This is a genomic window from Umezawaea sp. NPDC059074 (assembly GCF_042738955.1).
Lineage (GTDB): Bacteria > Actinomycetota > Actinomycetes > Mycobacteriales > Pseudonocardiaceae > Umezawaea.
Genome location: NZ_JBHYHC010000021.1, coordinates 30,990 through 57,118 on the forward strand (window position 1 = coordinate 30,990; position 26,129 = coordinate 57,118).

Genomic DNA, 26,129 nt, shown 5'->3' on the forward strand with positions numbered 1-26,129 from the left:
GGAGACCACCATGACCAGAACCACCGGACCACTGGTCCTGGGCGAGGACTTCGTCCAGGACGCCCACGCCGTCGGCGCGGCCCTGCGCGCCGACGCGCCCGTCCGCCACGTCGTGCTGCCGAGCGGGATGCCCGTCTGGCTGGTGACCGGGTACGAGGAAGCCAGGGCCGTGGCGACCGACCCCCGGTTCAGCAGCCGGCGCGTGTACGACCGGATGCACCGGATGGCGTTGGGCGAGGACGAGGAGAGCCCGTTCTCCGAGGACTTCGCGGGCAACCTGCTCAACCTCGACCCGCCCGACCACACCCGGCTGCGGAAGCTGGTCGCGAAGACGTTCACCACCCGGTCCGTCGCCCCGCTGCGGCCCCGGATCCAGCAGATCGCCGACGAGCTGCTGGACGGGATGACCGGCCGCGACACCGTGGACCTGCTGGAGGCCTACGCGTACCCGCTGCCGATCCGGGTGATCACCGAGCTGCTCGGCGTCCCCTTCGACGACCGCGAGCAGTTCACCGAGTGGTCCAAGACGATGGTCGACGGCGGCGCGACCGAGGCGGCGGGCGCGGCCACGATGAGCATGGCCCAGTACTTGCACGGGCTCGTCGAGGCCAAGCGCGCGCACGCGGCGGACGACCTGCTGTCCCGGCTCGTGCACGCCTCCGAGGACGACGACCGGCTCACGACGCCGGAGCTGATCGCCACGGCCGTGGTGCTGCTGATCGGCGGCTTCGAGACCACCGTCAACCTGATCAGCGGCGGCGTGCTCAGCCTGTCGCGGCACCCCGACCAGCTCGCGCTGCTGCGGGCCGACCGGAGCCTGATGCCGACCGCGATCGACGAGTTCCTCCGGCACGAGACGCCGAACATCCTGTCGTCGCCCCGCTACGCCACCGAGGACGTGGCGATCGCGGGGGTGGTGATCCCGAAGGACGACTTCGTGATGGTGTCCTGGCTCGCGGCCAACCGCGACCCGGCCCGCTTCGCCGACCCCGACCGGCTGGACGTCACCCGGCCGCTCGGCGGGCACCTGGCGTTCGGCCACGGCCTGCACTTCTGCCTCGGCGCGCCGCTGGCCCGGCTGGAGGGCGAGATCGCCTTCGGCGGGCTGCTGGACCGGTTCGCGCGGATCGAGGTCGTGTCCGCCGCGGACGACCTGCGGTGGCGCGACAGCACGGCCATGCACGGCCTCGAGTCGCTGGTGCTGAGGCTGCGATGAGCGGCTGGCCGGACGAGTTCGCCGCCCGCTACCGGGAGCGCGGCTACTGGCGGGACCGCACGCTGTTCGCGCTGCTCGCGGACGGCGCGCGGCGGTGGCCCGAGCGGGAGGCCGTGGTCGACGGCGACCGCCGCTGGACCTACCGGGAGCTGCACGACCGGGCTACCCGGCTCGCGGCCGGGCTGCACGCCAAGGGGATCGGCCGCGGCGACCGGGTGCTCGTGCACCTCCCGAACGTGGCCGAGTTCCTGTCGCTGTCGTTCGCGCTGTTCCGGATCGGCGCGATCCCGGTGCTGGCGCTGCCGCCGCACCGGGAGACCGAGATCGCGCACCTCGCGAGCCTCGCCACGCCCGTGGCCTACGTCGTGACGGAGGAGTTGCGGCACCTCGCCGACGGGGTGCCCGAGATCGCGCACGTGTTCGTGGTCGGAGAACCGGGAGCGCACACGGCGTTGGACGCCGTGGCGGTCGACGGCGACCTGCCCGACGGCCCGGACCCGGACGACGTGGCCGTGCTGCTGCTGTCCGGCGGGACGACCGGGCTGCCGAAGCTGATCCCCCGCACGCACAACGACTACGACTACACCCTGCGGGCCAGCGCCGAGGTGTGCGGGTTCGGCCCGACCACTCGCTACCTGGCCGCGCTGCCGATGGCGCACAACTTCCCGCTGGCCTGCCCCGGCGTGCTCGGCACGCTGTGGGCGGGCGGCACGGTCGTGCTGTGCACCAGCGCGGACGCCGAGACGGCGTTCCCGCTGATCGAGACCGAGCAGGTCACCGCGACCGCGCTGGTGCCGCCGCTCGCGCTCGTGTGGCTGGACGCGGCCGAGCGGGGGCTCGACAGCCTGGACCTGCTCCAGGTGGGCGGATCGCGGCTCAAGGCCGAGGCCGCCCGGCGGGTCGGACCGGTGCTGGGCTGCGCGCTTCAGCAGGTCTACGGCATGGCCGAGGGGCTGCTGAACTACACGCGGCTCGGCGACCCCGAGGAGATCGTCACCGACACGCAGGGCCGTCCGCTGGCCGAGGACGACGAGGTGCGGATCGTCGACGCCGACGGCACACCCGTGTGGCCCGGCGACACCGGTGAACTCCAGGTGCGCGGGCCGTACACGATCCGCGGCTACTACCGCGCGGACGAGCACAACCGGACCGCGTTCACCGCCGACGGCTTCTACCGCAGCGGCGACCTCGTGCGCAGGCTGCCGACCGGGGAACTGGTCGTGGAGGGCCGCGCCAAGGACGTGATCAACCGAGGCGGCGACAAGATCCCGGTGGAGGAGGTCGAGAACCTCCTGCTCAGCCACCCCGCCGTGCACGACGTCGCCGTGGTCGGCGTGCCGGATGACGTGATGGGCGAACGGAGCTGCGCCTACGTGATCGCCCGCGGTGCCGCGCCGACCCGCAAGGACCTCGTCGCGCACCTGTCGGCGTTCGGGGTGGCCGCGTTCAAGCTGCCCGACCGCGTGCGCGTGGTCGAGTCGTTCCCCCGGACCAGCCTCGGCAAGGTCGACCGCAAGGCGTTGGGAGGCCGGTCGTGACGCAGGCGTACCCGTTCAACGACTTCCACGGCGTCGACCTCGCCCAGGCCTACGTGGACGCTCGGGAACGCCCCGGCCTCACGTCGGTGCGGCTGCCCCACGGCGAACCCGCGTGGCTCGTCACCCGGCACGACGAGGCCCGGTTCGTGTTGGCGGACAAGCGGTTCAGCCGGGCGGAGGCCGCGAACCGGGACGCGCCCCGCGTGCTGCCCCGGTCACCGGTCGGCATCGTGTCGATGGACCCGCCCGACCTGTCCCGGATCCGGGGCCTGGCTGCCAAGGCGTTCACCCCGCGCCGCGCGGAAGCCCTGCGCCCGCACGTCCGGGCGCTCACGGCGGACCTGATCGACGCGATGGTCGAGACCGGCCCGCCCGCGGACCTGGTGCGGGACTTCGCCCTGCCCATCCCGATCTCGGTCATCTGCGCGCTGCTCGGCGTCCCGCCCGCCGACCAGGAGAAGTTCCGGCGCTGGAACGACAACCTGCTCTCCACCAGCGCGCTGACCCCAGAGCAGTCCGGCCGGAACCTCGCCGAACTCCAGCACTACGTCCTGGAGCTGATCGAACTCCGCCGCTCCGAGCCCGCCGACGACCTGATCACCGCGCTGGTGCAGGCGCGGGACGTCGACGACCGGCTGTCGACCGGCGAACTCGTGCTGCTGTGCATCGCGATCCTCGTCGCGGGCTACGAGGCCACGGCGTCGCAGATCCCGAACTTCGTCCACACCCTGCTCGCCGCCCCGGCCGAGTTCGCCCGGCTTCGCGCCGACCCCGGACTCGTCGACACCGCCGTGGAGGAACTGCTCCGGTTCATCCCATTGGCGTCCTGCGCGATGTTCCCGCACTACGCCAAGGAAGACGTCCGGGTCGGGGACGTCGTCGTGCGCGCGGGCGAACCCGTGCTGGTCTCGATCGGAGCGGCCAACCACGACCCGCTCGCCTTCCCCGACCCGACCACCCTCGACCTGACCCGCGACGCGCGCGCCCATTTGGCGTTCGGTCACGGCCTGCACCACTGCGTCGGCTCCGCGCTGGCCCGCGTCGAACTCCAGGAAGCCCTGCGGGCGCTGGTGACGCGGCTGCCGGGGCTGCGGCTCGCCGGTCCGGTCGAGTGGAAGACGGCCACGTTCTTCCGCGGCCCCCACGCCCTGCCCATCACCTGGTGAGAAAGGACCACCCCGTGCCGCACGACGACCTCCCGCTGGTGCTCGCGGACCTGCTCGACGTGCCACCCGAGGCGCTCGACCCGGACGACGACCTGATCGAACTGGGCCTGGACTCCATCACGATGATGAGGCTGGCGGGAACCTGGCGGAAGAACGGGTCGCGGGTCACGTTCGCCGACCTCGTCGCCCGCCCGACGCTCGCCGCGTGGCGCGACCTGCTCGCCGAGTCGGCGGACACCCCGACCCGTGACGTCGTCGAGGTCGACGAGTCGGCCCCGTTCCCGTTGGCGCTCATGCAGCACGCCTACTGGGTCGGGCGCGCGTCGGGCCAGCGGCTCGGCGGTGTGGACGCGCACTTCTACCACGAGTTCGACGGCGTGGGCGTGGACCCGGACCGGCTCGACCGCGCGGTGCGGGCGCTGTTCGCCCGCCACGCGATGCTGCGCACGCAGGTGCTCGACGACGGCACCCAGCGCGTTCTCCCCGAGACCCCGTGGCCCGGCCTGCGCGTGCACACCACCTTGGATGATCGCAGGCGCGAGCTGTCCCACCGGCGGATGGACGTCGGCGCGGGCGAGGTGTTCGACCTCCAGCTCACGGTGCTGCCCGACGGCCGGACGCGCGTGCACGTCAACCTGGACATGATCGCGGCCGACGCGCTGAGCCTGCGGGTGCTGCTCACCGACCTCGCCCGGCTCTACGCGGGCGAGGACCTGCCGCCCCTGGCCTACAGCTACGCCCGGTACCTGGCGGAACGGGGGACCGGCGGCCACGAGGCAGCCCGTGACCACTGGCGGGACCGGCTCGCGGACCTGCCGGGCGCTCCTCAGCTCCCGGCTCTGGAGAGCGACGGCGAGCCCGTGGTCGTGCGCCGCCACCGGCTGCTGTCGGCCGACGAGGTCGAAAGGCTGGAGCGGTTCGCACAGCGGCGCGGCCTCACCACGGCGATGGCGCTCGCGGCGGTGTTCGCCGAGACGCTGACGGCGTGGAGCGCCGAACCGCGGTTCCTGCTGAACCTGCCGCTGTTCGACCGCGAGCCGCTGCACCCCGACGTGGACTCGCTGGTCGGCGACTTCACCTCGTCCGTGCTGCTGGAGTGGGACGGGGCCGCGCCCGGCTCGTTCGCCGACCGGGCCCGGCTGCTGCAACGGCGGTTCCACGCCGACGTGGCGCACACCGGCTACTCCGGGGTGGAGGTGCTGCGCGACCTGTCCCGCCTGCACGGGGACCAAGTGCTGGCCCCGGTCGTGTACACCAGCGCGCTGGGCTTGGGCGAGCTGTTCGCGCCCGCGGTGACGGAGGCGTTCGGCGAGGCCGCGTGGATCATCTCGCAGGGCCCGCAGGTGTGGCTCGACGCGCAGGTCACCGAGCTGAACGGGGGACTGCTGGTCAACTGGGACGTGCGCGAGGACGTGGTCGTCCCCGGCGTCCCGGACGCGATGTTCGCCGCCTACAGCCACCTCCTGGACGCGTTGCTGGCCGACGGGAACGCGTGGGACCGGTCGATCCCGCTCGTCCCCGAAACCCAGCTCGCCGTACGGGCCGAGGTCAACGACACCGCTGTCACCCGCCCCCGGCGTCGGCTGCACGACGCGTTCTTCGCCCGCGCGGCCGACACTCCCGACGCTCCTGCCCTGCTGTGGGACGGCGGCGCGCTGACCTACGGCGAACTCGCGGCGAAGGCCCTCCAGGTCGCGGGACACCTGCGCGCCAAGGGGATCGTGCCCGACGACCTGGTGGCGGTGTCCCTGCCGAAGGGGCCGGACCAGGTCGTCGCGGTGCTCGGCGTCCTCGCCGCGGGCGCGGCCTACCTGCCGCTCGGCGTGGACCAGCCCGCCGCCCGGCGGGAGCGGATCCTGGACGGCGCGGGCGTGACGTTCGTGCTCGCCGAGCTGCCGCCCGCCGAACCGCTGTCGGAACCCTTGAGCGGCACCGACTCCGCGCTCGCGTACGTCATCTACACCTCCGGGTCGACCGGCGAGCCCAAGGGCGTGGAGATCACCCACGCGGCCGCCGTGAACACCGTCGACGACCTCAACCAGCGGTACGGCATCGGGCCCGACGACCGGACGCTCGCCCTGTCGGCGCTGGAGTTCGACCTGTCCGTCTACGACGTCTTCGGCCCGCTGTCGGCGGGTGGCGCGGTCGTGTGCCCGTGGGACGGAGGACGCCGGGACGCGAGCGCGTGGGTCGACCTGCTCCGCGCGCACCGCGCCACCGTGCTCAACTGCGTGCCCGCCCTGCTGGACATGGTGCTGACCGTCGCCGACGGCCCGCTCCCGCTGCGGGTCGTGCTGCTGGGCGGCGACCGGGTGACCGTCGACCTGCCCGACAGGCTCGCCGCCGTCGCCCCGGACTGCCGGTTCGTCGGCCTGGGCGGCACGACGGAGACCGCGATCCACTCGACGGTGTGCGAGGTCGACGTCGTCGACCCGACGTGGACCTGCGTCCCGTACGGCACGCCGCTGGACAACGTGGTGTGCCGCGTGGTCGACGCGCTCGGCCGCGACCGCCCGGACGAGGTGCCGGGGGAGCTGTGGATCGGCGGCGCGGGCGTGGCGCGGGGCTACCGCGGCGATCCCGTGCGGACGGCGGAGAGGTTCGTCGAGCACGACGGCGTGCGCTGGTACCGGACCGGCGACCGCGCCCGCTACCGGCCCGACGGTGGCCTGGAGTTCCTCGGCCGCGACGACCACCAGGTCAAGGTCCGCGGGCACCGGGTGGAACTCGGGGAGGTCGAGGCGGCCCTGACCGCGCACCCGGACGTCCGCTCGGCCGTCGCCGTCGTGACCGGCGGCCGACTCGCCGCGGCGGTCGTCGGCACCGCGGCACCGTCGCGGGACTTCCTCGCCGACCACCTGCCGCCGGCCATGCTGCCGGACACCGTCGTGGTGCTGGAGGCGTTGCCGCTCACCGCGAACGGCAAGGTCGACCGGGCGGCGGTGCGGCGCGTCCTGGACGGCCACGCCGTCGACCGCCCCGCCGTGACCCCGCCCGCGGGCGAGGTCGAACGGCTGGTGGCCGCCGCGTGGACCGACGTCCTCGGGGTCTTCGGCATCGGCCGTGAGCACGACTTCTTCGCACTGGGCGGCGATTCCCTGCTGGCGACCCGGCTGATCGGCCGACTCCGGGGTGACGGCCTGTCCGGCGTCACGCTCACCTCGCTGTTCGGCCACCCCGTCCTGGCGGACTTCGCCTCCCTGCTCACCCTGTCCACCGCCGAGCGTCCTGCCGCGCTCGTCGCGGACCTCGCGCACCGGCACGACCCGTTCCCGCCGACCCCGGTCCAGCGCGCGTACTGGCTGGGCCGCGACGAGGGCTTCACCCTCGGCGGGATCGGCTGCCACTTCTACCGCGAGTACGACGTCGACGACCTCGACCTCACCCGGCTGGAACGGGCGGTGAACCAGCTCGTCCGGCGGCACGAGATGCTGCGGGCCGTCTTCGACGAGCGCGGCGACCAGCGCATCCTGCCCGAGGTGCCGTGGTTCCGGATCCCGTTGCACGACAACGGTTTCGACGACCTGCGCGCGAGCACGTCGCACACGGTGTTCGACCCGGCGGTGTGGCCGCTGTTCACCGTCCGCGCGGCCCGTGAGGGCACGCGAACCAGGCTGGCCGTGGGCATGGACAACCTGGTCCTGGACGCGTTGAGCATCCTGGTCTTCTACGCCGAACTCGCGGCCCTGTACGAGGACCCGGCCGCCGAGCTGCCGTCGGTCGCCGTGTCCTTCCGCGACTACGTCCTCGCCGTCGACCCGGACGGCCGGGTCGAGTCGCGGGAGTACTGGCGGTCCCGGCTGCCCACGCTGCCGCCCGCGCCACGGCTGCCGCTGGCCAAGGACCCGGCGGACGTGGCCGTGCCGCGGTTCGACCGCCGCACGGCGATCGTGGACGCCACCCGGTGGCGGGCGATCGTGGACCGGGCGCGCGAGCACGGCGTGACGCCGTCGGCGGTGCTGCTGACCGCGTTCGCCGAGGTGCTGAGCCGGTGGAGCGCACAACCGGACCTGACGCTGACCACGACCCTGTTCGACCGCAAGGAGGTCCACCCCGACATCGACCACGTCCTGGGCGACTTCACCTCCCTCGTCCTGGTCTCCTACGAGCCGGACGGCACGTGGCTCGACCGCGCGCGCCAGGTGCAGCGGCAGCTCTGGCAGGCGCTCGACCACCGCGACGTCTCGGCGGTGTGGGTGCTGCGCGAACTCGCCCGCGCCACCGGCGACCCGCGGACCACCATGCCGGTCGTGTTCACCAGCGCCCTCGGCGTGTCCGCCGACGCGCCCGCGGGCCTGTTCGCCGACCATGTGTGGGGCGTGTCGCAGACCCCGCAGGTGTGGCTGGACCACCAGGTCACCGAGGTCGACGGCGGCGTGCACGTGAACTGGGACGCCGTCGAGGAGCTGTTCCCGGAACGCTTGCTGGACAGCATGTTCGACGCTTACCGGGCGTTGCTCGACTGGCTCGCCACGTCGTCGTGGCCCAGCCCGGTGCCGGACCTGCTGCCGTCCGGCCAGCGCGCGGTCCGGGCCGCCGTCAACGCCACCGACGCGCCCGCGCCGGACGGTCCGCTGCACGGCGCGTTCTTCCGGCTGGCGGCCGAGGACCCGGCTCGGGTCGCCCTGCTCGGCGACTCGACCGTGACCTACGGCGACTTGGCCGATCGGGCGCTGCGGGTGGCGGCTTCCCTGGAAGCGCAAGGGATTCGGCCGGGGGAGACCGTGGCGATCTCGCTGCCCAAGGGGCCGGACCAGATCACCGCCGTCTTGGGCGTGCTGGCCGCCGGGTGCGCCTACGTGCCGATCGGCGTCGACCAGCCGAAGGCCCGCCAGGACCGGATCCTCGCCCTGTCCGGGGCCCGGCTCGTCCTCACGGACGTGGAGGTGGACGTCGAACCCCTTCCCGCCTGCCGACCGCCGTCGGACCTGGCGTACGTGATCTTCACGTCCGGCTCGACCGGGGAGCCCAAGGGCGTGGAGATCACCCACCGGGCCGCGCTCAACACCGTCACCGACGTGTCGGAGCGGTTCGGCGTAGGCCCGGACGACCGGCTGCTCGCCGTGTCCGCGCTGGACTTCGACCTCTCCGTCTACGACGTCTTCGGCCCGCTGTCCGTCGGCGGCAGCGTCGTCACCGTCGCCGAGGACGCCCGGCGGGACGCGGCCCGGTGGCGGGACCTGGTGGTGGAGCACGGGGTCACGGTCTGGAACACCGTCCCGGCCCTGCTCGACATGCTGCTCGTGGTCGCGAAGTCGTTGCCGCTCAAGGTGGTCCTGGTGTCCGGCGACTGGGTCGGGCTCGACCTGCCGGACCGGCTGCGGGCCGCCGCCCCGGCGTGCCGGTTCGTCGCGATGGGCGGGGCCACGGAGGCGTCGATCTGGTCCAACTACACGGAGGTGGAGTCCGTCGACCCGGACTGGCCCTCCATCCCGTACGGCGTTCCCCTGCGCAACCAGCGGTTCCGGGTCGTCGACCGCGCGGGCCGCGACTGCCCGGACTGGGTGCCGGGGGAGCTGTGGATCGGCGGCGCGGGCGTGGCGCGGGGGTATCGCGGCGCTCCGGAGCTCACCGCGGCCAAGTTCGTGGACGGCTGGTACCGCACCGGGGACGTGGGCCGGTACTGGCCGGACGGCAGGCTGGAGTTCCTCGGCCGCGACGACCACCAGGTGAAGCTGCGCGGCTACCGCGTCGAACTCGGCGAGGTGGAGGCAGCGCTGCTGTCCGCGCCCGGTGTCACGCACGCCGTCGCGGTCGTCACCGAGGACCGCCGCCTGGTCGCGGCGGTCGTGGGAGCGGACCCGCTGGCGCACGCGGCGACGGTGCTGCCGGGCCACATGGTGCCGGAGCACGTCGTGGTGCTGGACGAGGTGCCGTTGAGCGCCAACGGGAAGGTCGACCGCGCGGCGGTGGCGGCGCTGGCCGCACCCGCCCGGCCGCGGGGGGAGGCACCGCGCGGCGAGTGCGAGGTCGAGGTGGCGCGGATCTGGGCGGAGCTGCTCGACGTGGACGCCGTGGGGCGCGACCAGAGCTTCTTCGCGCTGGGCGGGGACAGCCTGCGGGCCACCCGGCTGCTGGAGGCGCTGCGGCGGCGGTTCGGCGTGGCGGTGCCGTTGCGGGCGCTGTTCGCCGCGCCCACGGTCGAGGCCGTCGCCGCGGTGATCTCGGCCGCGGACCTGGAGGAGGGCGTGCTGTAGTCGAGGACGGGCGGGCGGTCACGTGCCGCCCGCCTGGCGCTCGCGGAAGGCGATCATGTTCATCCGGTTGCCGCACCGCACGCTGCAGAACCGCTTGGCGCCGTTGCGGGACAGGTCGAGCACGAGCCCGGTGCAGTCGTCCGCCGCGCAGATCCGCAGCCGGTCCATCTCGTTCATCCGGATCACGTCCATCAGCGCGAGCGCCGCCTCCACCCCTAAGCGCTCGGCGAGCGGCGCGTCCGGGTCCGTCGCGTGCATGTGCCAGTCCAGGTCGTCGTGCCGGGTGAGGTACGGCAGCGCCTTCGCGTCGCGGAGGATCTTGTTCACCGCCTCGACGGCCTCGTCGCGGTCGAGGGTCCACACCCGCCGCACGAGGGCGCGCGTCCGGTGCACCTCCCGCAGCTCGGCCTCGTCGTGGTCTATTCGCCCGGTGTAGGGATAGCGGGCCAGCATCGCGCCGAGCAGGTCCACGGTCGCCAACTCGTCGTCACCGTTCCGCGACGCTCCGGGGTCGGTGTTGCAGAGGGAGACCATGAAGCTGAGGGACTCCTCCGTGTCAGGGGCAAAATGCAATTTGACTCCTTACTCGGGTGGGACTTAGCGTCAGGGGCGTCAAGCAGGTTAGGTCATGACAGACCTGGTCATTGGGAGGCAGCATGAGGTTCTCGCCGACGTCCACGGGTCTGGTGGCCGCGACGATCTCCTTCCTCGCGTTCGGCACGTCCGGCGCGCTGCTGAAGCCGCTGCTGGAAGCGGGCTGGTCCCCGGTCGCGGCCGTCACGGTCCGCGCGCTCATCGCCGGCACCGTGCTCCTCCCGTTCGTCCTCGTGTCGCTGCGCGGCCGGTGGAACGCCCTGTGGCGGGCCCGCTGGCGGGTCGTCGGCATGGGCGTCGTCGGCGTGGCCATCACCCAGGTCCTCTACTTCGCCGCCATCCAGCGCATCCCGGTCGCGACCGCGCTGCTCATCGAGTTCCTCGCCCCGCTGCTGCTGGTCGGGTTCGCCTGGGCGAGCACCCGCCGGACGCCGGGACCGGCCGTGCTGGTCGGCTCGGTGCTCGCGGCCGTCGGCCTGGTGCTGGTGATCGGCCCCGGCGCGATCCAGACCGTCGACCCGGTCGGCCTGCTGGTCGCCTTCGGCGCGGCGATCGGCTGCGCCGTGTACTTCGTCATCGCCGCCCGGCCCAGCGACGGCCTCCCGCCGGTCGCGCTCGCCGGGGCCGGGCTGCTGCTGGCCGTCCCCGTCCTCGCGCTGGTCGGGGTGACCGGGCTGCTGCCGTTCACGACCTCGTTCGGCGACCTGCCGCTGTTCGGCACGGCCACGCCGTGGTGGGTCCCGCTGGTCATCGTCGCGGTCATCGGCACGGCGCTGGCCTACGCGGCGGGCATCACCGCGTCCGGGCTCCTCGGCTCGCGGGTGGCGTCGTTCGTCGGCCTGCTGGAGGTCGTCTCGGCCTCGCTGTTCGCCTGGCTGCTGCTGGGCGAGGAGCTGACGCCCCTCCAGTTCTTCGGCGGGGCGCTGATCCTGGGCGGCATCGCCGCGGTCCGCGTCGAGCGGACGGAGCCCGCTCACGGTTCGCCGTCCGTCCTGGCCGAGCCCAGCGCGATGGTCAGCTCCAGCACGGTCGTCGGGTCCTCCAGCCCCGACCCGTACAGCTCGCGCAGCTGACTCATGCGGTAGCGGACCGTCTGCGGGTGCACGAACAGGTCGGCGGCGATCTCGTCGCGCCTGCCGTGGTGCAGCAGCCACGAGCGCAGCGTCTCCACCAGCTTGACCCGCGGGCCGGACCGCAGACCGTCCAGCGGGGCCAGCACCTGGGCGCGCAGGTCGTCCAGCGCCTCCGGGTCGGACCGCAGGACCAGGTCGGCGAGCCGCTGCTCGGTGTCCAGCGGGGCGGTCCCGGTCGGCTGGAGGCCGAGCCGCACCGCCCGCTGGGCCCGCAGGTACGACGACCGCACCCGCGTCCACGGCCGCGCCGGACCGAGCACCGCGCCCACGCCGACGAGCGCGCCGGTCAGCGCGGGTCGGGACCGACCCTCGACGTCGGGGACCAGGAGCACCGTCAACCCCGTCTCCGGGACCTCGTCGTCGGCCTGGAGGGTGCGCGGGTCCAGCCGCACCAGCACGCCGCGCGCCCGTGCCTCCGGGACGATCACGGCGGTCAGCGATCGCGGCGGCTCCCACCCCGCCCGTTCCGCCGCCGACACCAGGGCGTCGGGGGAACTGCCGGTGAGCAGGCCGCGTGCCAGCCGGTCCAGGAACTGCTGGCGGACCCGGCCGGTGGTGGCCAGCTCGTCGGCGTGCCCGGCCACGCTCAACGCGGAGAGCTGGTCGATGTAGGCGAACAGCCGCTCGGCGAACCGGGCCATCTCGCCGGACGGCAGGCGTTCGGCCGCCGCGATGGCGCTCAGCTCCCGCCACGCCACCCGCGCGCCGATGCGGTAGGCCGCCAGCAGCGCGTCCATCGACCGGCCGCTGCGGGCCTCGCCGCGGCCGAGCGCGTACGCCCCGTCCAGCGCCGGGCCCAGGGGAGTGCCCGCGTCCGCGCCCGCCGTGCCCGCCGTCAGCTCCAGGAACCCGCCCAGCGCCAGCTGCACGGCCCGCTCGATCGTCCGGCCCGTCCCGCCCGTGAACACCTCCGCGTACGCGGGCACGTCGTCGACGACGGCCGCGACCGTGTGCTCGGCGACCGAGGCCAGCTCGGACCGCATCGCCGCCGCCACCGACGCGGGGAGCTGGAACTCATTGTTCGCAGGGGACAAAGAACGGGGCTCGATTCACGTCGAAGACACAGGAATTTACCTCACGATGTTGACACGCTGGAGTCATGTCGACAACACGGACTCCGGCCACGGCCTCGCTGCGCCACCGCGCGCGCCGGTTCGCCGAGCTCGTCACCACGCCGCTCGTGCCCAGTGACTTCTGGGAGCTGCTCGACCCGCTGCACGGCGGCAGCGGCCTGCGCGGCCGGATCGTCGGGCAGCGCCAGGAGACCCGTGACGCCGTGTCGCTCGCCATCCGCCCCGGTCGCGGCTGGGCGGGCCACACCGCGGGCCAGTACGTGCGGCTCGGCGTCGAGGTCGACGGCGTCCGCCAGTGGCGCTCGTACTCGCTGACCTCGCCGCCGCGCCCCGACGGCGTCATCACCGTCACGGTCACGGCCGTGCCGGACGGCATCGTGTCGACGCAGCTCGTCCGCCGGACCAAGGTCGGCACGGTCGTGCACCTCGACCAGGCCGCGGGCGACTTCACGCTGCCGCGCGACCGGCCCGCGAAAGCCCTGTTCGTCACGGCGGGCAGCGGCATCACCCCGGTGATGGGCATGCTCCGCGACGGCGTCGGGCGGCTCGACGACGTCGTGCTCGTGCACTCCGCGCCGCGGCCCGAGGACGTCGTCTTCGGCGCCCAGCTCCGGGCGCTCGCCGCTCGTGGCGGGCTGCGGCTGGTCGAGGTGCACACCGCCGTCGACGGTCGGCTAACCCCGGCACGGCTGGCCGAGCTGGTCCCGGACTTCGCGACGCGGCAGACGTGGGCGTGCGGTCCGAACGGGCTGCTCGACGCGTTGCAGGAGACCTACGACGCCGCGGGCCTGGAGCTGCGCACCGAGCGGTTCCGGCCGGTCGTGCTCGCCGTGGGCGACGGCGGCGCGGTCACGTTCGCCGACACCGGCGTCACCGCCGAGGCCGACGCGGCCACCTCGCTGCTCGACACCGGCGAGGCCAACGGCGTGCTCATGCCGTCCGGGTGCCGGATGGGCATCTGCTTCGGCTGCGTCATCCCGCTGCGCGAGGGCTCCGTGCGCGACCTGCGCAACGGCCACGTCACCACCGCCGTCGACGGCGACGCCATCCCCGTCCAGACCTGCGTGTCCGCCGCGGCGGGCCCCTGCCGTCTCGGCATCTGACCCCCTTCACCTGAGGACGCCATGACCACGATCCAGAAGCAGGACCACAACCCGATCGCGCACCTGACCGCCGAGGACGTCGAGAACCTGGGCCGCGAGCTGGACGCGTTGCGGGAGAAGGTGATCGCCAGCCGCGGCGCGAGCGACGCCGCGTACATCCGCAAGGTGATCAAGACCCAGCGGGCGTTGGAGATGGGCGGCCGGGCCGTGCTGCTCGCGTCCCGCTACAAGCCCGCGTGGTTCGTCGGGACGGCGGCGCTGGCCGTGGCCAAGATCCTGGAGAACATGGAGATCGGCCACAACGTCATGCACGGCCAGTGGGACTGGATGCGCGACCCGAAGATCCACTCCACCACGTGGGAGTGGGACCACGCCTCGCCCGCCGACCAGTGGAAGCACTCGCACAACGAGCTGCACCACACGTACACGAACGTCCTGGGCAAGGACAACGACCTCGGCTACGGCATCATGCGCGTCGACGAGGGCCAGAAGTGGTACCCCGCCCACCTGGGGCAGCCGCTGTGGAACCTGATCAACGCGATCTTCTTCCAGTACGGCATCGCCGCGTACGACCTGGAACTCGGCAAGAACCTCAGCAGCAAGAAGCGCCGCAACGACCCCGGCTTCCGCGAACGCCTGTCCGCGACGCTGCGCAAGGTCCGCCGCCAGGCCGCGAAGGACTACGTCGTCCACCCGCTGCTGTCCGGCCCGTCCGCGCCCACGACGCTGGCCGCGAACCTCACGGCCAACCTCATCCGCAACCTGTGGACCCACTCGGTCATCATGTGCGGCCACTTCCCCGAGGGCGTCGAGACCTTCGAGCGCACGTCGATCGAGGGCGAGACCCGCGGCGAGTGGTACCTGCGCCAGATGCTGGGCTCGGCGAACATCAGCGGCGGCCCGTTGATGCACATCATGACGGGCAACCTGTCGTTCCAGGTGGAGCACCACCTGTTCCCCGACCTGCCGAGCAACCGCTACCAGGAGATCGCCCCCGTGGTGCAGAACCTGTTCGAGCGCTACGGCCTGACCTACACCACCGGCTCCCTGCCCAAGCAGGTCGCGTCCGCGTGGCGCAAGGTCATCCGCCTGGCCCTGCCCAACGACTTCCTGACCAAGCGCCCCACCACCACACCTCGCCCGACGCCCGCGGCCACGCCGCGAGCGGCCGAGCCGGTGCGGGTGGCGGTAGCGGGGGCTTGAGCATCCGGTCGGTGGTGGGGCTCGGGGGCCTCACCACCGACCGGAGGTGTCAGGTCAGAACTGGAGCGACCAGCCGTTGATCCGGCCGGTGTCCTGGCGGGCGACGTCCTGGACCCGGAGCTTCCACACGCCGTTGGCGACCTCGCCGGAGGCGTTGACCGTGTAGGTCGCGACGACGTCGTCGCCGCTGTCGCTGCCGGACGACTTCAGCCGGAACGCGGTGCCGTCCGGGGCGACCAGGTCGATCACCAGGTCACCCCGGTAGGTGTGGGTGATGTCCACGCCGACCGCCAAGGCGGCCGGGGCGTTGCCGGTGACGCCGGAGACGGTGATCGGGCTCTCGACCGTGGTCAGGTCGGGGATCGTCACGTCGGCGGTGTTCTCGAACTTCGGGCCGGTGGGCGGCGGGGTCCCCTGGGCCAGCGTCCACAGGGCGTGGGCGATGGCGTCGGTGTTGCGGTCGAGCGCGGCGACGTTGACGTTGTCGATCGTGTCGCACGAGCGGTGGTAGCAGCGGTCGAAGGCGACGCCGGACGTGCCGCCCCACTTGGCGGCCTGCGCGGCGGTCTTGACCACCTCGGCGCCCGCGAACGTGCCGCCGGTGGCGATGCCCGCCCGCGCGAACGCGGCGTGGTCGGAACGCCCGCCGACCTCGGTCAGCTCGGTCTGCACGCCGATCGACGTGTAGTAGTCCACCAGCATCTGCTGCACGGCCACCGAACCCGAGGGCTGGCTCGCGCCCGCGTAGACGAAGTAGCCGGGGTTCGGCGAGCCGGTCATGTCGAAGTTCAGGTACGTCTTGATCTTCGCCTTCTCGGTCGACGACAGCGAGTTGACGTAGAACGTCGAGCCGACCAGGCCCAGCTCCTCCGCGCCCCACCAGCCGAAGCGCAGGTGCTTGGCGGGCTGGAACTGCTGGGCCGCCACGGTCAGCGCGACCTCGAGGATGCCGGAGGACCCGGTGCCGTTGTCGTTGATGCCCGGACCGGCCGTGACGCTGTCCAGGTGGCCGCCCAGCATGAGGATGTTGTTCGGGTCGCCGCCGGGCCAGTCGGCGATCAGGTTCCACCCGGTCGCGCCGCTCGACGTGAACTGCTGCAACGACGTCTGGAACCCGACCGCGTCCAGCTTGGCCTTCACGTAGTCGATCGACGCGCGGTAGCCGGGCCTGCCGTGCGCCCGGTTGCCGCTGTTGGCCGTGGCGATCGACTGGAGGTTGGTGAGGTGGGCCTGGACGTTGGCCACCGGGATGTCCGGGGCGGCCACGGTCGCGGCCGGCGCCGCCGACGCCGTCAGCGGGCTCAACAGGGTGCCGGTGAGCAGCAGGGCGCTCGCCAGCGACAGGGTGGACTTCTTCGAGAACAAGGCTGCCTCCGCAGGGATTGGGAAAGCCTCGTCGAGCTTGCGGGCTGGACACCCGGAGCGGTAGCGACGTTCGTTGTGGCACGTTTGGCCGATCAGGACCGGTTCGTCCGACTTGACCCTGACGCGCGGGTCAGGGGTTAGCGTCCCCGCTCCGATCCCGTGGAGGAGCCCGCCGTGTCCCGTGAAGTCCGCCTCGTCGCCGTGCCCGAAGGCCTGCCACGCCCGGAGCACTTCGAGGTCGTCACCACCCCCGTGCCCACGCCCTCGGCCGGTCAAGTGCTGGTGCGCAACCGGTTCTTCCAGGTGTCCGCCCGGCTGCGGACCCTGCTGTCCGGCGCGGCCGAGGGCACGCCGCTGCCCTCGGTGCGGCCGGGCGAGTCGCCGCCGTCCGCGACCGTCGGCGAGGTCGTCACCGCGCCGGAGGACAGCGGTCTGAGTCCCGGTGACCTGGTCTTCCACTGGCTGGGCTGGCGCGAGCACGCGGTCCTGCCCGCCGAGGCGTGCGTGCCGCTCGGCGACGCGCTGCCCGACCCGGTGGCCCACCTCGGGTCGGGGTGGACGGCGTACACGGCGCTGACCCGCTACGGCGCTCTCGTGCCCGGTGAGACCGTGCTCGTCACCGCCGGGGCCGGGGGAGTGGGCTCGCTCGCGGGCCAGATCGCCCGCGCACTCGGCGCGGGCCGGGTCATCGGCACCACCGGCTCACCGGAGAAGGCCGACCGGATGACCGCGGACCTCGGCTACGACACCGTCCTGGTCGGCGGAGCCCCGCTCACCGAGGAGGTCGACGTCGTCGTGGACAACGTCGGCGGCGACCACCTGCGCGCGGCCGTCGCCCGCGCCCGCCCCGGCGCGCGGATCGTGCTGGTCGGCACCCTGGCGAGCCAGTTGCGGCCGCGCCTGTCCGGCGCGGTCGCCCCGGTCGAACTGGACGCCTTCCAGCTCATCCTCAAGGGGATCACCCTCCGTGGGTTCAGCGATCCGGGCGACCCGAGGGCCAAGGCGGAGTGGACCGAGCGCTTCGGCACGTGGCTGCGGGACGGTGCGATCACCTTCTCGCACGTCCGCGTCCGGGGCATCGACCACGCGGCCGAGGCGTTGCACGACGTGATCGGCGGCAGGCACGTCGGCACGGTCGTCGTGGAGCTGTAGGAGGACGGGATGAGGATCGGTGACGCCGCGGCGGCCGCGGGCACCACGCCACGGGCGCTGAGGTTCTACGAGCAGCGCGGGCTGCTGCCCCCGCCGCGGCGCACCCGCACCGGCCAACGGCTGTACGGCGAGCAGGAGGTCGCACGGGTGCGCGTCATCCGCGAACTCCTGGCCCACGGCCTCACCGTGGAGGACGTCGCGGCGTGCGCCGACCGCCTGCACCTGCTGGAGGACGACGTCCTGCCGCGCTACGGCGAAGGCGTGTGCACGCGGACGAGCGGTGTCGTCGAGCGCCGGATCGCCGCGCTCGACGCCGAGATCGGCAGGCTCACGGCGCTGCGCGACCGGCTGGGCTCGGTCCGCGGAGCCCAGCCGGCGGCGACCGTCCACAGCGGAGCGTCAGGGCCGGGCGATGCCCTCCACGAACAGCTCCAGCAGTCGTCCACTCCGGTCGGCAGCGGCCGGGGAGGTCTCCCGGACCCACGCGGCGGCGCTGATCAGGTCGAACAGCTCCCGTGACGTGAGGTCGCCGCGGACCCGGCCCGTGTCCTGGGCCGCGCGCAGCAGGGTGGCGCCGCACCGCTCCATCGCCAGGCAGCCCTCGTGCCAGTGGCTGTCCTCGTCGCGCATCCCCTGCGCCAGTACCGCGGCCAGGCCGCGGAACGTGCTGGAGAACAGCACCGCCTCGCACGTCCAGTCCATCAACGCCCCGAGCGGGTCGTCGCCCGCCGCCACCAGTTCACCGTGCGCGAGCAGCGCGGTCAGGCCGTCGCGGGTGGTCGCCTCGATCAGCGACTCCCGCGTGGCGAAGTGCCCGTAGAGCGTGCCGACGGCGACGCCCGCCCCGGTCGCGATCTCCTCGAGCGAGGCCGCGGATCCCTTGGCCTGGAAGGATTCCCGAGCGACCCGCAGGATCGCGTCGTAGTTGCGGCGCCCGTCCGCGCGCACCGGTCGACGCGCGGGCGGGGGAGCGTTCCCCACGTAGGACCTCCGGCGGGCAGGGGTCGTGATCAGCTAAATCGAGACTACCTCGACTTCTCCCGACCCACCAACCCGCCCCGGTTCCCCGGCGAAGGGCAAGCCCCGTCCAGCCCGTGGACGACGTTGACCGCCGCCACCGGACTTGATCGGATCATTCCGTGACCGCCACCCGTTCCCCCGACACCGTCGAGATCACCCTGGTGATCCGCGCGAGCACGGCAGGCGCGTCGGCGGTGGCCGACACCGTGGCCACCGCACTGCGCTCCGCGTTCGACGAGGCCCGCCTGGACGTCGACATCCCGCAGCTGGACGTCGACGTGCCGCTCCAGCGGGGCGCTCCCGAACTGCGCGTCCTCGCGGCCTCCCGCCGCGTCCTGCACCGCGGCGTGCCGGTGCCGCTGACCCGGCTGGAGTTCGACCTCCTGCTGCACCTGTGCCGCGAGCCGCGGCGGGTGCACGGGCGGTCGGCGCTGATGAACCGGGTGTGGCGGATGTCCTCGCCGGTCGACACCCGCACCATCGACGTGCACGTGCGCCGGATCCGCGCCAAGCTCGGCCGGGACGGCGCCGAGTTCATCGGCACCGTCCGCGGCGTCGGCTACCGCGTGGAGCGGGCGCACCTCGTGCGCGTGGAGGACGAGGGCTAGGGGACGGGCTTGTCGAGCACGGCCCCGTCCGGCCGCACCTGGTCCGCGCCGCGGGACTCGTCGGCGTAGACCATGAGCGTCGAGCCGCCGAGGGCGAGGACGATCCCGATGAGCGCGTAGACCGTCGGCAGCGTCTGGTAGGCGATGAGCGACAGCACGATGGTCAGCACGGGCGCGAGCGCGTTGGTGACCGGCGCGACGATCGCGGCCTTGCCGCGCGAGAGCGCCATGACGAGGAACAGCGCGCCCACGGCGTTGAGCAGCTGCGTGCCCAGTGTCAGCGCGGGCGCCTGCCAGGGGGCGTCGCCGGGGAAGTCGCCCATCATGAACCAGGCCACCGGGACCAGCAGCAGGCCGCTGACCGTCATCCACGCGAACGTCGTCGCGTCGTTCACCCCGACCGTGGCGGCCTTCTTCATGAAGTAGGCCTGCACGCCCCAGGCGACCGTCACGACCAGCGCCAGCACGAGCCACGACCCGCCGGTCGCGTCACCGGACCCGCTGGTGATGCTGAACAGGACGATCGACGCCAGCGCGGCGACCAGCCCGACCGTGGCCAGGCCGCGGACGCGTTCCCGCAGGATCGCCACGGCCATCAGCACGGTGATGGCGGGGGAGATGGAGATGAGCGGGAAGATCAGGTACGCCGGTCCGGTGCTCAACGCCTTGAACAGCACCAGCTGGCCGCCCGCGCCGGTCAGCCCGACGACCAGGCCGTACACGGCCGCGATCGGCCGCCGGTCGAGCTTGTGCCCCCGCAGCGCGAAGAAGGCGGGGATGAGCATGGTGAACGCCCAGAGGATGTACACCATCTCGTTGGGGTAGCCGTAGAGCGAGGTCGGGGCGCCGGAGAACGCGCCCCACACGCCCCAGAACAGCACCAGCAGCCCGGCGTAGGGGATCCAGCCGGTCGAACCGCGATCACTCATCACTGCCTCCTGGGAACACGGTGGGCGCGTGCGCCCGCAACCTGGTGACGGCCTCGGGGCGCAGCGGGCGGCCCGCCAGCCGGGCCGCGTGCAGCGCGGCGCCGAGGACCGGGGGGAGGAGCGGGTCGCGCAGGTCCACCGGCGCGTCGGCGAGGTGCTCGCGGAACGCGGTGCGCACGGCCTCGTTGCTGAAGACCCCGCCCGACCACGACACGGGGACGACCTCGTCGGCCCCGTAGTCGAGGTGGGCGATCGTGGACGTGACCAGGCCCGCCAGCGCGTGCCCGGCGTCGCGGAGGATCTCCCGGCACGCGGTGTCGCCGTCCTCGGCCGCCTCCGTGACGACCCGCGCCAGCGCCGCGATCCGGGCCCGGTCGCCCTGCCAGCGGTTGAGGACCACGTCGACGAGGTCCAGGTCGGCGGCCAGCCGCAGGTGGCCCGCCAGGCGCTCGCGCAGGGGACCGGTGGGCAGCCTGCCGTCGGACATCTTCGCGAACGCGGCCAGCCCCCGGACCGCGATCCAGTAGGCCGAGCCCTCGTCGTCGAACAGCTCGCCCCAGCCGCCCACGCGCAGCCGTCGGCCGTCGTGCTCGCCGTAGGCCATCGACCCGGTCCCGGCGATCACGTTCACGCCGTCGACCGCGCCGAGCGACCCCGCCCAGCCCGCGACCATGTCGTTGTCGCAGCCGTACCGCGGGTGGCCGAGCACCTCGCCGGGGATGGCGTCCAGCGTCGTGAGGTCGGCGCTGACCTCGCCGTAGCCGGGGAGCGCGACGAACGCGTGGGTGATCAGGTCCGGGGTGGTCCCGGCGTCGGCGCACACGGCGTCGACCCCGGCGCCCAGCACGTCCCGGACCAGGTCGATGCTCTGGCCGAGGTAGTAGCAGCTGGGCGCGAGCGCGGTGGCCGCGACCGTGCCATCGGCGAGGACCAGCGCGAACGCCGTCTTCGTCCCACCGCCGTCGACACCGAGGAACACCCCGTCGTCACTGGTCGAGTCCATGGATGGTGACTCCCTTCACGACGCGGTTGACCTCGTTGGCCGGGAACGGGTTGTCGGGGTCGAGACCCAGCGCGAGCGACCGGGCGAGCGCGAGGTGCTGGGCGACGAGCAGGAGCACCGGCGCGGCGGCCGAGTCGGACAGGCCGCCGAGCGTCGGGAACGACCACGTCTCGTCGTCGCCGAGGCAGCCGACGGACACCACACGCCCCTCGGGCAGGGCTCGGCGCAGCTCGTGCACGATGTCGAGGTCGTAGCGGCGCGTGTAGGGGTCGTTGGAGAGGTACACGACGACGACCGTGGAGTCGGTGAGCACCGACTTGGGCCCGTGCCGGAACCCCAGCGGCGTGTCGAAGTAGCTCACGACCCGGCCCGCGGTCAGCTCGATGAGCTTGAGCGAGGACTCGCGCGCGGCTCCGGCGAGCGCGCCGCTGCCCAGGTAGACGACCCGGTCCGCGTCCAGGTCGAGCCTCGCCAGCGCGGGCAACGCCGTGTCGGCCGCCTCCGCGAGCCTGGCGACGTCGTCGAGACCGCCGAGGACGACCAGCGCGGCCAGCATCATCGAGGTGGCGCTGGAGGTCATCGCGAACCCGCGGTCGTGGGCGTCCTCGGGCATCAGCAGCGCCAGGCCGGTCGCCCTCCGGTAGAGCGCGCCGTCCGGGTTGCAGGTCAGGACCAGGTGGTGGGGCTCCGATAGCAGCTCGTCGGCGAGGCGGACCGCCGCCAGGGACTCGGGGCTGTCGCCCGAGCGGGCGAAGGACACCAGCAGCGTGGGCACGTCGTCGGCGAAGTGGTCGCGCGGGTTGCTCACCAGGTCGGTGGTGGCCACGGCGTCCACTCGGCGGTGGAGCGCGCGAGCCAGGGCGGGGGCGACGATCTGCCCCGCGAACGCCGACGTGCCCGCGCCGGTGAGGACGACCCGCAGGTCCTCGCGGGCGGTCAGCGGGGCGAGGAACCCGGCGATCCGCTCCCGGTCGCGGTGCAGGGACGCGGCCAGCTCGCGCCAGACCTCGGGCTGGTGGGCGATCTCGCGGGTGGTCCACAGCGCGGGGTCGAAAGCCGTGGTGGTGAGGGGGTCCGGCATGCCGCGAGACGGTAGGGAGGCCGTGTGCGGTCTGCAATGAGAATGCTACTGGTATGGTACCGGTATGCCCGGAGCGGAACGGGGGCTGCCGTCGCTGGAGCTCCCGCGAGGAGCGTTGGACCCGGATTCGGTCCCCCTGTACGAGCGGGTCGCCCGGTGGCTGTGGGAGGACCTCCGGGTGAGCGGCGCCCGCGTCGGCGACCGGCTGCCGTCCGAGCGGATCCTGGGCGACCGCTACCACGTGTCACGGGTGACGCTGCGGTCCGCGCTCGCGCTGCTCGCCGAGCACGGCGCGGTGCAGGCGGCGCCCTCGCGCGGGTGGTTCATCGCGGGCGAGGTGCTCAGCGCGACCTCCGCCGCGCACGTCGAGGGCTTCGCCGACCACGCCCGCAAGCACCGCATCCCGACCACCACGAAGATGCTGCTGTCGCGGGTCCGCCCGTGCACCGTGCGCGAGGCGCAGCGGTTGCGGATGACCCCCGGCGACGACCTGTTCGAGATGCGGCGGCTCCGCTACGCCAACGGCATGGTCGTGGTGCTGGAGCACAACCGGCTGCCGCTGGCCCTGTGCCCGGCGCTGGCCGACACCGACTTCGCGCACGCCTCGCTGTACGCCACCCTGCTGACCGCCGACCCGCCGCAGATCCCGCGCCGGGCCGAGTACGCGGTCGAGGCACGGCCGCCGAACCGCGAGGAGCGCCGTGCGCTGGAGCTGGACGGCACGTCCGTGCCGGTGCTGATGGCGCGGCAGTTCACCTTCAGCCAGCACGGGTACCCGCTGGAGCTGACCGACCAGGCGTACCGGGGCGACCGGTACCAGTTCCGCGCGTCCATCACCTGAGCCGCTGTCGGTTCGACACGGTGCGTGATGTCGTAGCCTGCTCACGGGTCACTCCCCGTGGTCGGCCTCGAGCGGCTGATGGAGGTGGACGTGGTCACGGCGAGGACCGACCTTGCGTTGTTCGACCTGCTGGACGAGGGGTTCTGCGTCCTCGAACGCGCGACGACCGCGGTCGAGGGCCAACTGGACTTCCGGTACGTCGCCGCCAACCCGGCGTTGGAGACGCAGTCCGGGGTCGTCGGCGTCGTGGGCCGGACCATGCGCGAGGTGCTCCCCGGCGAGCCGGAGGACTGGTACCGGATCTTCGACGAGGTGCTGCGCACCGGGCGGTCGACGCGGTTCCAGCAGAGCCTGGGCACGTACGGCCGGGTGCTGGAGCTGTACGCGTTCTGCGTGGACCCGGAGACCCGCCGCGAGGTCGCGGTCATCTTCACCGACATCACCGCGCGCGTCCGCGCCGAAGCCCGTGAACGCACCCTGCTCGCCGAGTTGTCGCAGGTCGCGCTGACTTTGCAGCGCGCCATCCTGGGGCCGGTCGTGCTGCCCGAGGGGTTCGTGGTGCGGTACGAGCCCGCGGTCTCGCAGGTCGGCGGCGACTGGTACGACGTGGTGGCGCTGCCGGACGGCCGGTACGGGGTCGTGGTCGGCGACGTCGTGGGGCACGGGCTGGACGCCGCCGCGGTCATGGGACAGCTGAGCAGCGCCGCCCGCGCCCTGCTGCTCCAGGACGGGCGGCCCGCGCGGGTGCTGGAGTCGCTGGACCGGTTCGCCGCGCTCCTGCCGGGCGCGCGGTGCACGACGGTGTTCTGCGCGGTCGTGAACCCCGAGTGCGGGGAGGTCGTGTACGCCAGCGCGGGACACTTGCCCGCGATGGTGGCCGAGGCCGACGGCCGCAGCCATCTGCTGGACCAAGCCCTGTTCGTGCCGCTCGGCGTGCTGGTCTCCGCACGCCGGGAGGAGACGACCGCGGTGCTGCCCGTCGAGGCGACGCTGCTGCTCTACACCGACGGGCTGGTCGAACGGCGAGGCGAGTCGTTGGACGTGGGCCTGGAGCGCGCCGCGGCGGCACTCGTCGCCCACCGGGAGTCGCCGCTGGAGGAGGTCGCGGACCGGCTCGCCCGCGACCTCGTCGGCGAGGAGCCCGACGACGACATCGCGCTGCTCCTCTACCGCCGCTGAACCGGGTCGAATCACCGGTCCGCGATGTGGACCGCCGGGCCTCACCGCGGTCTATGGTGCGCTGACCTGCATCGACGACGACGTGGAGCAGCGCGGTGAACGCTTCGGACGACCTCGACGACCGGTCCACCCCGTGGACCGGATCCCCCTCGGGCGCGCAGTCGGCGGGCCGGGTGCTGCACGTGCTGCGGCTGCTCGCGACCAGCGGCGGCGCCACCGAGTACGGCTGCGGGCTGGGCGACCTGGTGCGCGCCAGCGGACTCGCCAAGCCCACCGTGCACCGGCTGCTCGCGGCGCTCGTCGCGGCCGGGTTCGCCGAGCGGGACCCGCGCACCTCGCGCTACCGCCTCGGCGAGGAGGCCCAGTTGGTCGGGGCGCTCGCCGCCCGGCGCACGAGCGTCCAGCGGATCGCCCGGCCGCTGCTGGCCGACCTCGCCGCCCGCACCCGCGAGACCGTGCTGCTCACCGTCCGGCGCGGGCAGGAGTGCCTGTGCCTGCACCGCGAGGACGGCTTGGGGCAGATCCGCACGTACGTGCTGACCGTCGGCGACACCCACCCCCTCGGCGTCAACGCGGGCGGGATCGCCCTGCTCGCGCTGGAGGACGACGACGCCGTGGCGGCCTCGCTGGACCGCGACGCGGAGTGGATCGCGACCGACTACCCGCTGCTCGACCGGGCCCGGATCCTCGCCATGGTCGCGGACACCCGGCGGCGGGGCTGGTCGTTCAACGACGGCCGCGTGTGCCCCGGCGCGTGGGGCGTCGCCGTGGCGCTGCCCGACGGGTCCGCCGCCATCACGGTGGCGGGCGTGGAGCAGCGGATGCGCGCCGAGCGGCGCACGGAGATCGCCGGACTGCTGCACGTCGCCGCGAAGACCCTGGAACGACGGCTGTCCGGCCGGAGCATCGGGAACACGGCGTGAGCGACGGGAGGTTGGCGGGCCGCGTGGCGGTCGTCGTCGGCGGCGGCCACCGCGGCGCGGGACCGGGAGGCGTGACGGGTATCGGCTTCGCCACCGCCACCACGTTCGCCCGGCACGGCGCGCGCGTCGCCGTGGTGGACGCCGACGCCGAGGCCGCCGAACGCACGGTGGCGGCGGTCGTCGCCGAGGGCGGCGAGGCGCTCGCGCTGGTCGCCGACGCGACCGACGACGACCAGGTCCGCGCCGCCGTCGCGGCCGTGGTCGCCGCGTTCGGGGCGGTCGACGTGGTGCACACCAACATCGGCGGCACGGCGCTGGGCTCGGTGGAGGACATGGCGCTGCACGCCTGGCGCGCGTCGTTCGCGCTCAACCTCGACACGGTGTTCCTGGCCGCCAAGCACACGTTGCCGCACCTCGCGGTGCGTGGCGGCTCGCTCATCACGATGTCCTCGGTTGCCTCCATCCGCTCCACCGGCTACCCCTACCCCGGTTACGCGGCGGCGAAGGCGGCGGTCAACCAGCTGACCCGCACCCTCGCCGTCGAGTACGCCGGACGCGGGGTGCGCGCGAACGCGATCCTCGCGGGCCTGATCGACACGCCGCTGGTGTACCGGCAGCTCGCGGGGGGCTCCGAGGCCGCGACGCGGGCCGATCGCGCCGCCCGCAGCCCGACCGGGGCGATGGGCGCGGCCCAGGACGTGGCCGACGCGGCGCTGTTCCTCGCCTCCGACGAGTCCCGCTACATCACCGGCGTCCTGCTGCCCGTCGACGGCGGCCTGCACGTGCGCGCCTGCTGACACCTTCC

Annotated in this window: 21 protein-coding genes; 14 read left to right on the forward strand and 7 right to left on the reverse strand. The window is 73.4% G+C overall.

The genetic code is table 11. The features are described from left to right. Nucleotides 1-10: 10 nt before the first annotated feature. From ACFWW9_RS12545 to ACFWW9_RS12560, 4 genes are read left to right on the forward strand one after another with little or no spacing between them, the layout of a single operon-like run. Nucleotides 11-1,216, forward strand: coding sequence for a cytochrome P450 (locus ACFWW9_RS12545; RefSeq protein WP_390375318.1), 1,206 nt, complete (start codon nt 11-13; stop codon nt 1,214-1,216). Next, nucleotides 1,213-2,754: a (2,3-dihydroxybenzoyl)adenylate synthase gene (locus tag ACFWW9_RS12550; protein ID WP_390375321.1), complete on the forward strand. Its 1,542-nt coding sequence runs from the start codon at nt 1,213-1,215 to the stop codon at nt 2,752-2,754. Before ACFWW9_RS12545 ends, ACFWW9_RS12550 begins: the two co-directional genes overlap by 4 nt. Continuing rightward, on the forward strand, nt 2,751-3,920 hold the full coding sequence (locus tag ACFWW9_RS12555) for a cytochrome P450 (RefSeq protein ID WP_390375324.1): 1,170 nt from the start codon (nt 2,751-2,753) through the stop codon (nt 3,918-3,920). Before ACFWW9_RS12550 ends, ACFWW9_RS12555 begins: the two co-directional genes overlap by 4 nt. A 14-nt stretch (nt 3,921-3,934) precedes the next feature. After that, nucleotides 3,935-10,117: an amino acid adenylation domain-containing protein gene (locus tag ACFWW9_RS12560; protein WP_390375327.1), complete on the forward strand. Its 6,183-nt coding sequence runs from the start codon at nt 3,935-3,937 to the stop codon at nt 10,115-10,117. Between the two features lie 18 nt (nt 10,118-10,135). On the opposite strand, the gene ACFWW9_RS12565 is transcribed toward ACFWW9_RS12560, so the two are convergent. After that, on the reverse strand, nt 10,136-10,651 hold the full coding sequence (locus ACFWW9_RS12565) for a CGNR zinc finger domain-containing protein (protein WP_390375330.1): 516 nt from the start codon (nt 10,649-10,651) through the stop codon (nt 10,136-10,138). A gap of 122 nt (nt 10,652-10,773) precedes the next feature. Between ACFWW9_RS12565 and ACFWW9_RS12570 the strand changes: the two genes are divergently transcribed. Then, a complete protein-coding gene (locus tag ACFWW9_RS12570; protein WP_390375333.1) occupies nt 10,774-11,784 on the forward strand; it encodes a DMT family transporter in 1,011 nt (336 codons plus the stop codon). On the opposite strand, the gene ACFWW9_RS12575 is transcribed toward ACFWW9_RS12570, so the two are convergent. Further along, nucleotides 11,685-12,827, reverse strand: a complete 1,143-nt coding sequence (locus tag ACFWW9_RS12575) for a PucR family transcriptional regulator (protein ID WP_390375336.1) — start codon at nt 12,825-12,827, stop codon at nt 11,685-11,687. The genes ACFWW9_RS12570 and ACFWW9_RS12575 overlap by 100 nt on opposite strands. A 116-nt stretch (nt 12,828-12,943) precedes the next feature. Here ACFWW9_RS12575 and ACFWW9_RS12580 point away from each other — a divergent pair, with 116 nt between their 5' ends. Beyond that, nucleotides 12,944-14,020: a ferredoxin reductase gene (locus ACFWW9_RS12580; RefSeq protein WP_390375340.1), complete on the forward strand. Its 1,077-nt coding sequence runs from the start codon at nt 12,944-12,946 to the stop codon at nt 14,018-14,020. A 21-nt stretch (nt 14,021-14,041) separates the two neighbouring features. Beyond that, on the forward strand, nt 14,042-15,223 hold the full coding sequence (locus ACFWW9_RS12585; protein WP_390375343.1) for a fatty acid desaturase family protein: 1,182 nt from the start codon (nt 14,042-14,044) through the stop codon (nt 15,221-15,223). A gap of 54 nt (nt 15,224-15,277) precedes the next feature. Here ACFWW9_RS12585 and ACFWW9_RS12590 read toward each other — a convergent pair whose 3' ends face one another. Further along, nucleotides 15,278-16,588, reverse strand: a complete 1,311-nt coding sequence (locus ACFWW9_RS12590; protein WP_390375345.1) for a M28 family metallopeptidase — start codon at nt 16,586-16,588, stop codon at nt 15,278-15,280. Between the two features lie 174 nt (nt 16,589-16,762). Between ACFWW9_RS12590 and ACFWW9_RS12595 the strand changes: the two genes are divergently transcribed. Continuing rightward, entirely contained in the window at nt 16,763-17,740 is a 978-nt protein-coding gene (locus tag ACFWW9_RS12595; RefSeq protein WP_390375348.1) for an MDR family NADP-dependent oxidoreductase, read from the forward strand. Between the two features lie 9 nt (nt 17,741-17,749). Beyond that, a complete protein-coding gene (locus tag ACFWW9_RS12600) occupies nt 17,750-18,259 on the forward strand; it encodes a MerR family transcriptional regulator (RefSeq protein ID WP_390375351.1) in 510 nt (169 codons plus the stop codon). On the opposite strand, the gene ACFWW9_RS12605 is transcribed toward ACFWW9_RS12600, so the two are convergent. Continuing rightward, on the reverse strand, nt 18,140-18,721 hold the full coding sequence (locus tag ACFWW9_RS12605) for a TetR/AcrR family transcriptional regulator (protein WP_390375353.1): 582 nt from the start codon (nt 18,719-18,721) through the stop codon (nt 18,140-18,142). The genes ACFWW9_RS12600 and ACFWW9_RS12605 overlap by 120 nt on opposite strands. A 158-nt stretch (nt 18,722-18,879) precedes the next feature. On the opposite strand from ACFWW9_RS12605, the gene ACFWW9_RS12610 reads away from it, so the two are divergent. Continuing rightward, on the forward strand, nt 18,880-19,368 hold the full coding sequence (locus tag ACFWW9_RS12610; RefSeq protein ID WP_390375356.1) for a winged helix-turn-helix domain-containing protein: 489 nt from the start codon (nt 18,880-18,882) through the stop codon (nt 19,366-19,368). Here the strand turns inward: ACFWW9_RS12610 and ACFWW9_RS12615 are convergent. The 3 genes from ACFWW9_RS12615 to ACFWW9_RS12625 are packed head-to-tail and all read right to left on the reverse strand — an operon-like array spanning nt 19,365 to nt 22,381. Next, nucleotides 19,365-20,297: a DMT family transporter gene (locus ACFWW9_RS12615; RefSeq protein WP_390375359.1), complete on the reverse strand. Its 933-nt coding sequence runs from the start codon at nt 20,295-20,297 to the stop codon at nt 19,365-19,367. The genes ACFWW9_RS12610 and ACFWW9_RS12615 overlap by 4 nt on opposite strands. Beyond that, a complete protein-coding gene (locus tag ACFWW9_RS12620) occupies nt 20,290-21,300 on the reverse strand; it encodes an N-acetylglucosamine kinase (RefSeq protein ID WP_390375362.1) in 1,011 nt (336 codons plus the stop codon). The genes ACFWW9_RS12615 and ACFWW9_RS12620 overlap by 8 nt, the downstream gene beginning before the upstream one ends. Then, a complete protein-coding gene (locus tag ACFWW9_RS12625) occupies nt 21,284-22,381 on the reverse strand; it encodes an SIS domain-containing protein (RefSeq protein ID WP_390375365.1) in 1,098 nt (365 codons plus the stop codon). Before ACFWW9_RS12625 ends, ACFWW9_RS12620 begins: the two co-directional genes overlap by 17 nt. Before the next feature lie 64 nt (nt 22,382-22,445). Here ACFWW9_RS12625 and ACFWW9_RS12630 point away from each other — a divergent pair, with 64 nt between their 5' ends. From ACFWW9_RS12630 to ACFWW9_RS12645, 4 genes are all read left to right on the forward strand, one after another. After that, nucleotides 22,446-23,222, forward strand: coding sequence for a GntR family transcriptional regulator (locus ACFWW9_RS12630; protein WP_390375368.1), 777 nt, complete (start codon nt 22,446-22,448; stop codon nt 23,220-23,222). A gap of 57 nt (nt 23,223-23,279) precedes the next feature. Then, nucleotides 23,280-24,401 (forward strand): PP2C family protein-serine/threonine phosphatase, encoded by a 1,122-nt coding sequence (locus tag ACFWW9_RS12635; protein WP_390375371.1) that lies wholly within the window; start codon nt 23,280-23,282, stop codon nt 24,399-24,401. A 95-nt stretch (nt 24,402-24,496) separates the two neighbouring features. After that, on the forward strand, nt 24,497-25,324 hold the full coding sequence (locus ACFWW9_RS12640; protein ID WP_390375374.1) for an IclR family transcriptional regulator: 828 nt from the start codon (nt 24,497-24,499) through the stop codon (nt 25,322-25,324). After that, nucleotides 25,321-26,121 (forward strand): SDR family NAD(P)-dependent oxidoreductase, encoded by an 801-nt coding sequence (locus tag ACFWW9_RS12645; RefSeq protein WP_390375378.1) that lies wholly within the window; start codon nt 25,321-25,323, stop codon nt 26,119-26,121. Before ACFWW9_RS12640 ends, ACFWW9_RS12645 begins: the two co-directional genes overlap by 4 nt. Nucleotides 26,122-26,129 lie beyond the last annotated feature (8 nt).

Excerpts from the sequence above, each read along its gene's own strand:
- ACFWW9_RS12545 (WP_390375318.1), top strand. The coding sequence starts at position 11 with ATGACCAGAACCACCGGACCACTGGTCCTGGGCGAGGACTTCGTCCAG.
- ACFWW9_RS12550 (WP_390375321.1), top strand. The coding sequence starts at position 1,213 with ATGAGCGGCTGGCCGGACGAGTTCGCCGCCCGCTACCGGGAGCGCGGC.
- ACFWW9_RS12565 (WP_390375330.1), bottom strand. The coding sequence starts at position 10,651 with ATGGTCTCCCTCTGCAACACCGACCCCGGAGCGTCGCGGAACGGTGAC.
- ACFWW9_RS12570 (WP_390375333.1), top strand. The coding sequence starts at position 10,774 with ATGAGGTTCTCGCCGACGTCCACGGGTCTGGTGGCCGCGACGATCTCC.
- ACFWW9_RS12575 (WP_390375336.1), bottom strand. The coding sequence starts at position 12,827 with ATGCGGTCCGAGCTGGCCTCGGTCGCCGAGCACACGGTCGCGGCCGTC.
- ACFWW9_RS12580 (WP_390375340.1), top strand. The coding sequence starts at position 12,944 with ATGTCGACAACACGGACTCCGGCCACGGCCTCGCTGCGCCACCGCGCG.
- ACFWW9_RS12585 (WP_390375343.1), top strand. The coding sequence starts at position 14,042 with ATGACCACGATCCAGAAGCAGGACCACAACCCGATCGCGCACCTGACC.
- ACFWW9_RS12600 (WP_390375351.1), top strand. The coding sequence starts at position 17,750 with ATGAGGATCGGTGACGCCGCGGCGGCCGCGGGCACCACGCCACGGGCG.
- ACFWW9_RS12615 (WP_390375359.1), bottom strand. The coding sequence starts at position 20,297 with ATGAGTGATCGCGGTTCGACCGGCTGGATCCCCTACGCCGGGCTGCTG.
- ACFWW9_RS12620 (WP_390375362.1), bottom strand. The coding sequence starts at position 21,300 with ATGGACTCGACCAGTGACGACGGGGTGTTCCTCGGTGTCGACGGCGGT.
- ACFWW9_RS12625 (WP_390375365.1), bottom strand. The coding sequence starts at position 22,381 with ATGCCGGACCCCCTCACCACCACGGCTTTCGACCCCGCGCTGTGGACC.
- ACFWW9_RS12630 (WP_390375368.1), top strand. The coding sequence starts at position 22,446 with ATGCCCGGAGCGGAACGGGGGCTGCCGTCGCTGGAGCTCCCGCGAGGA.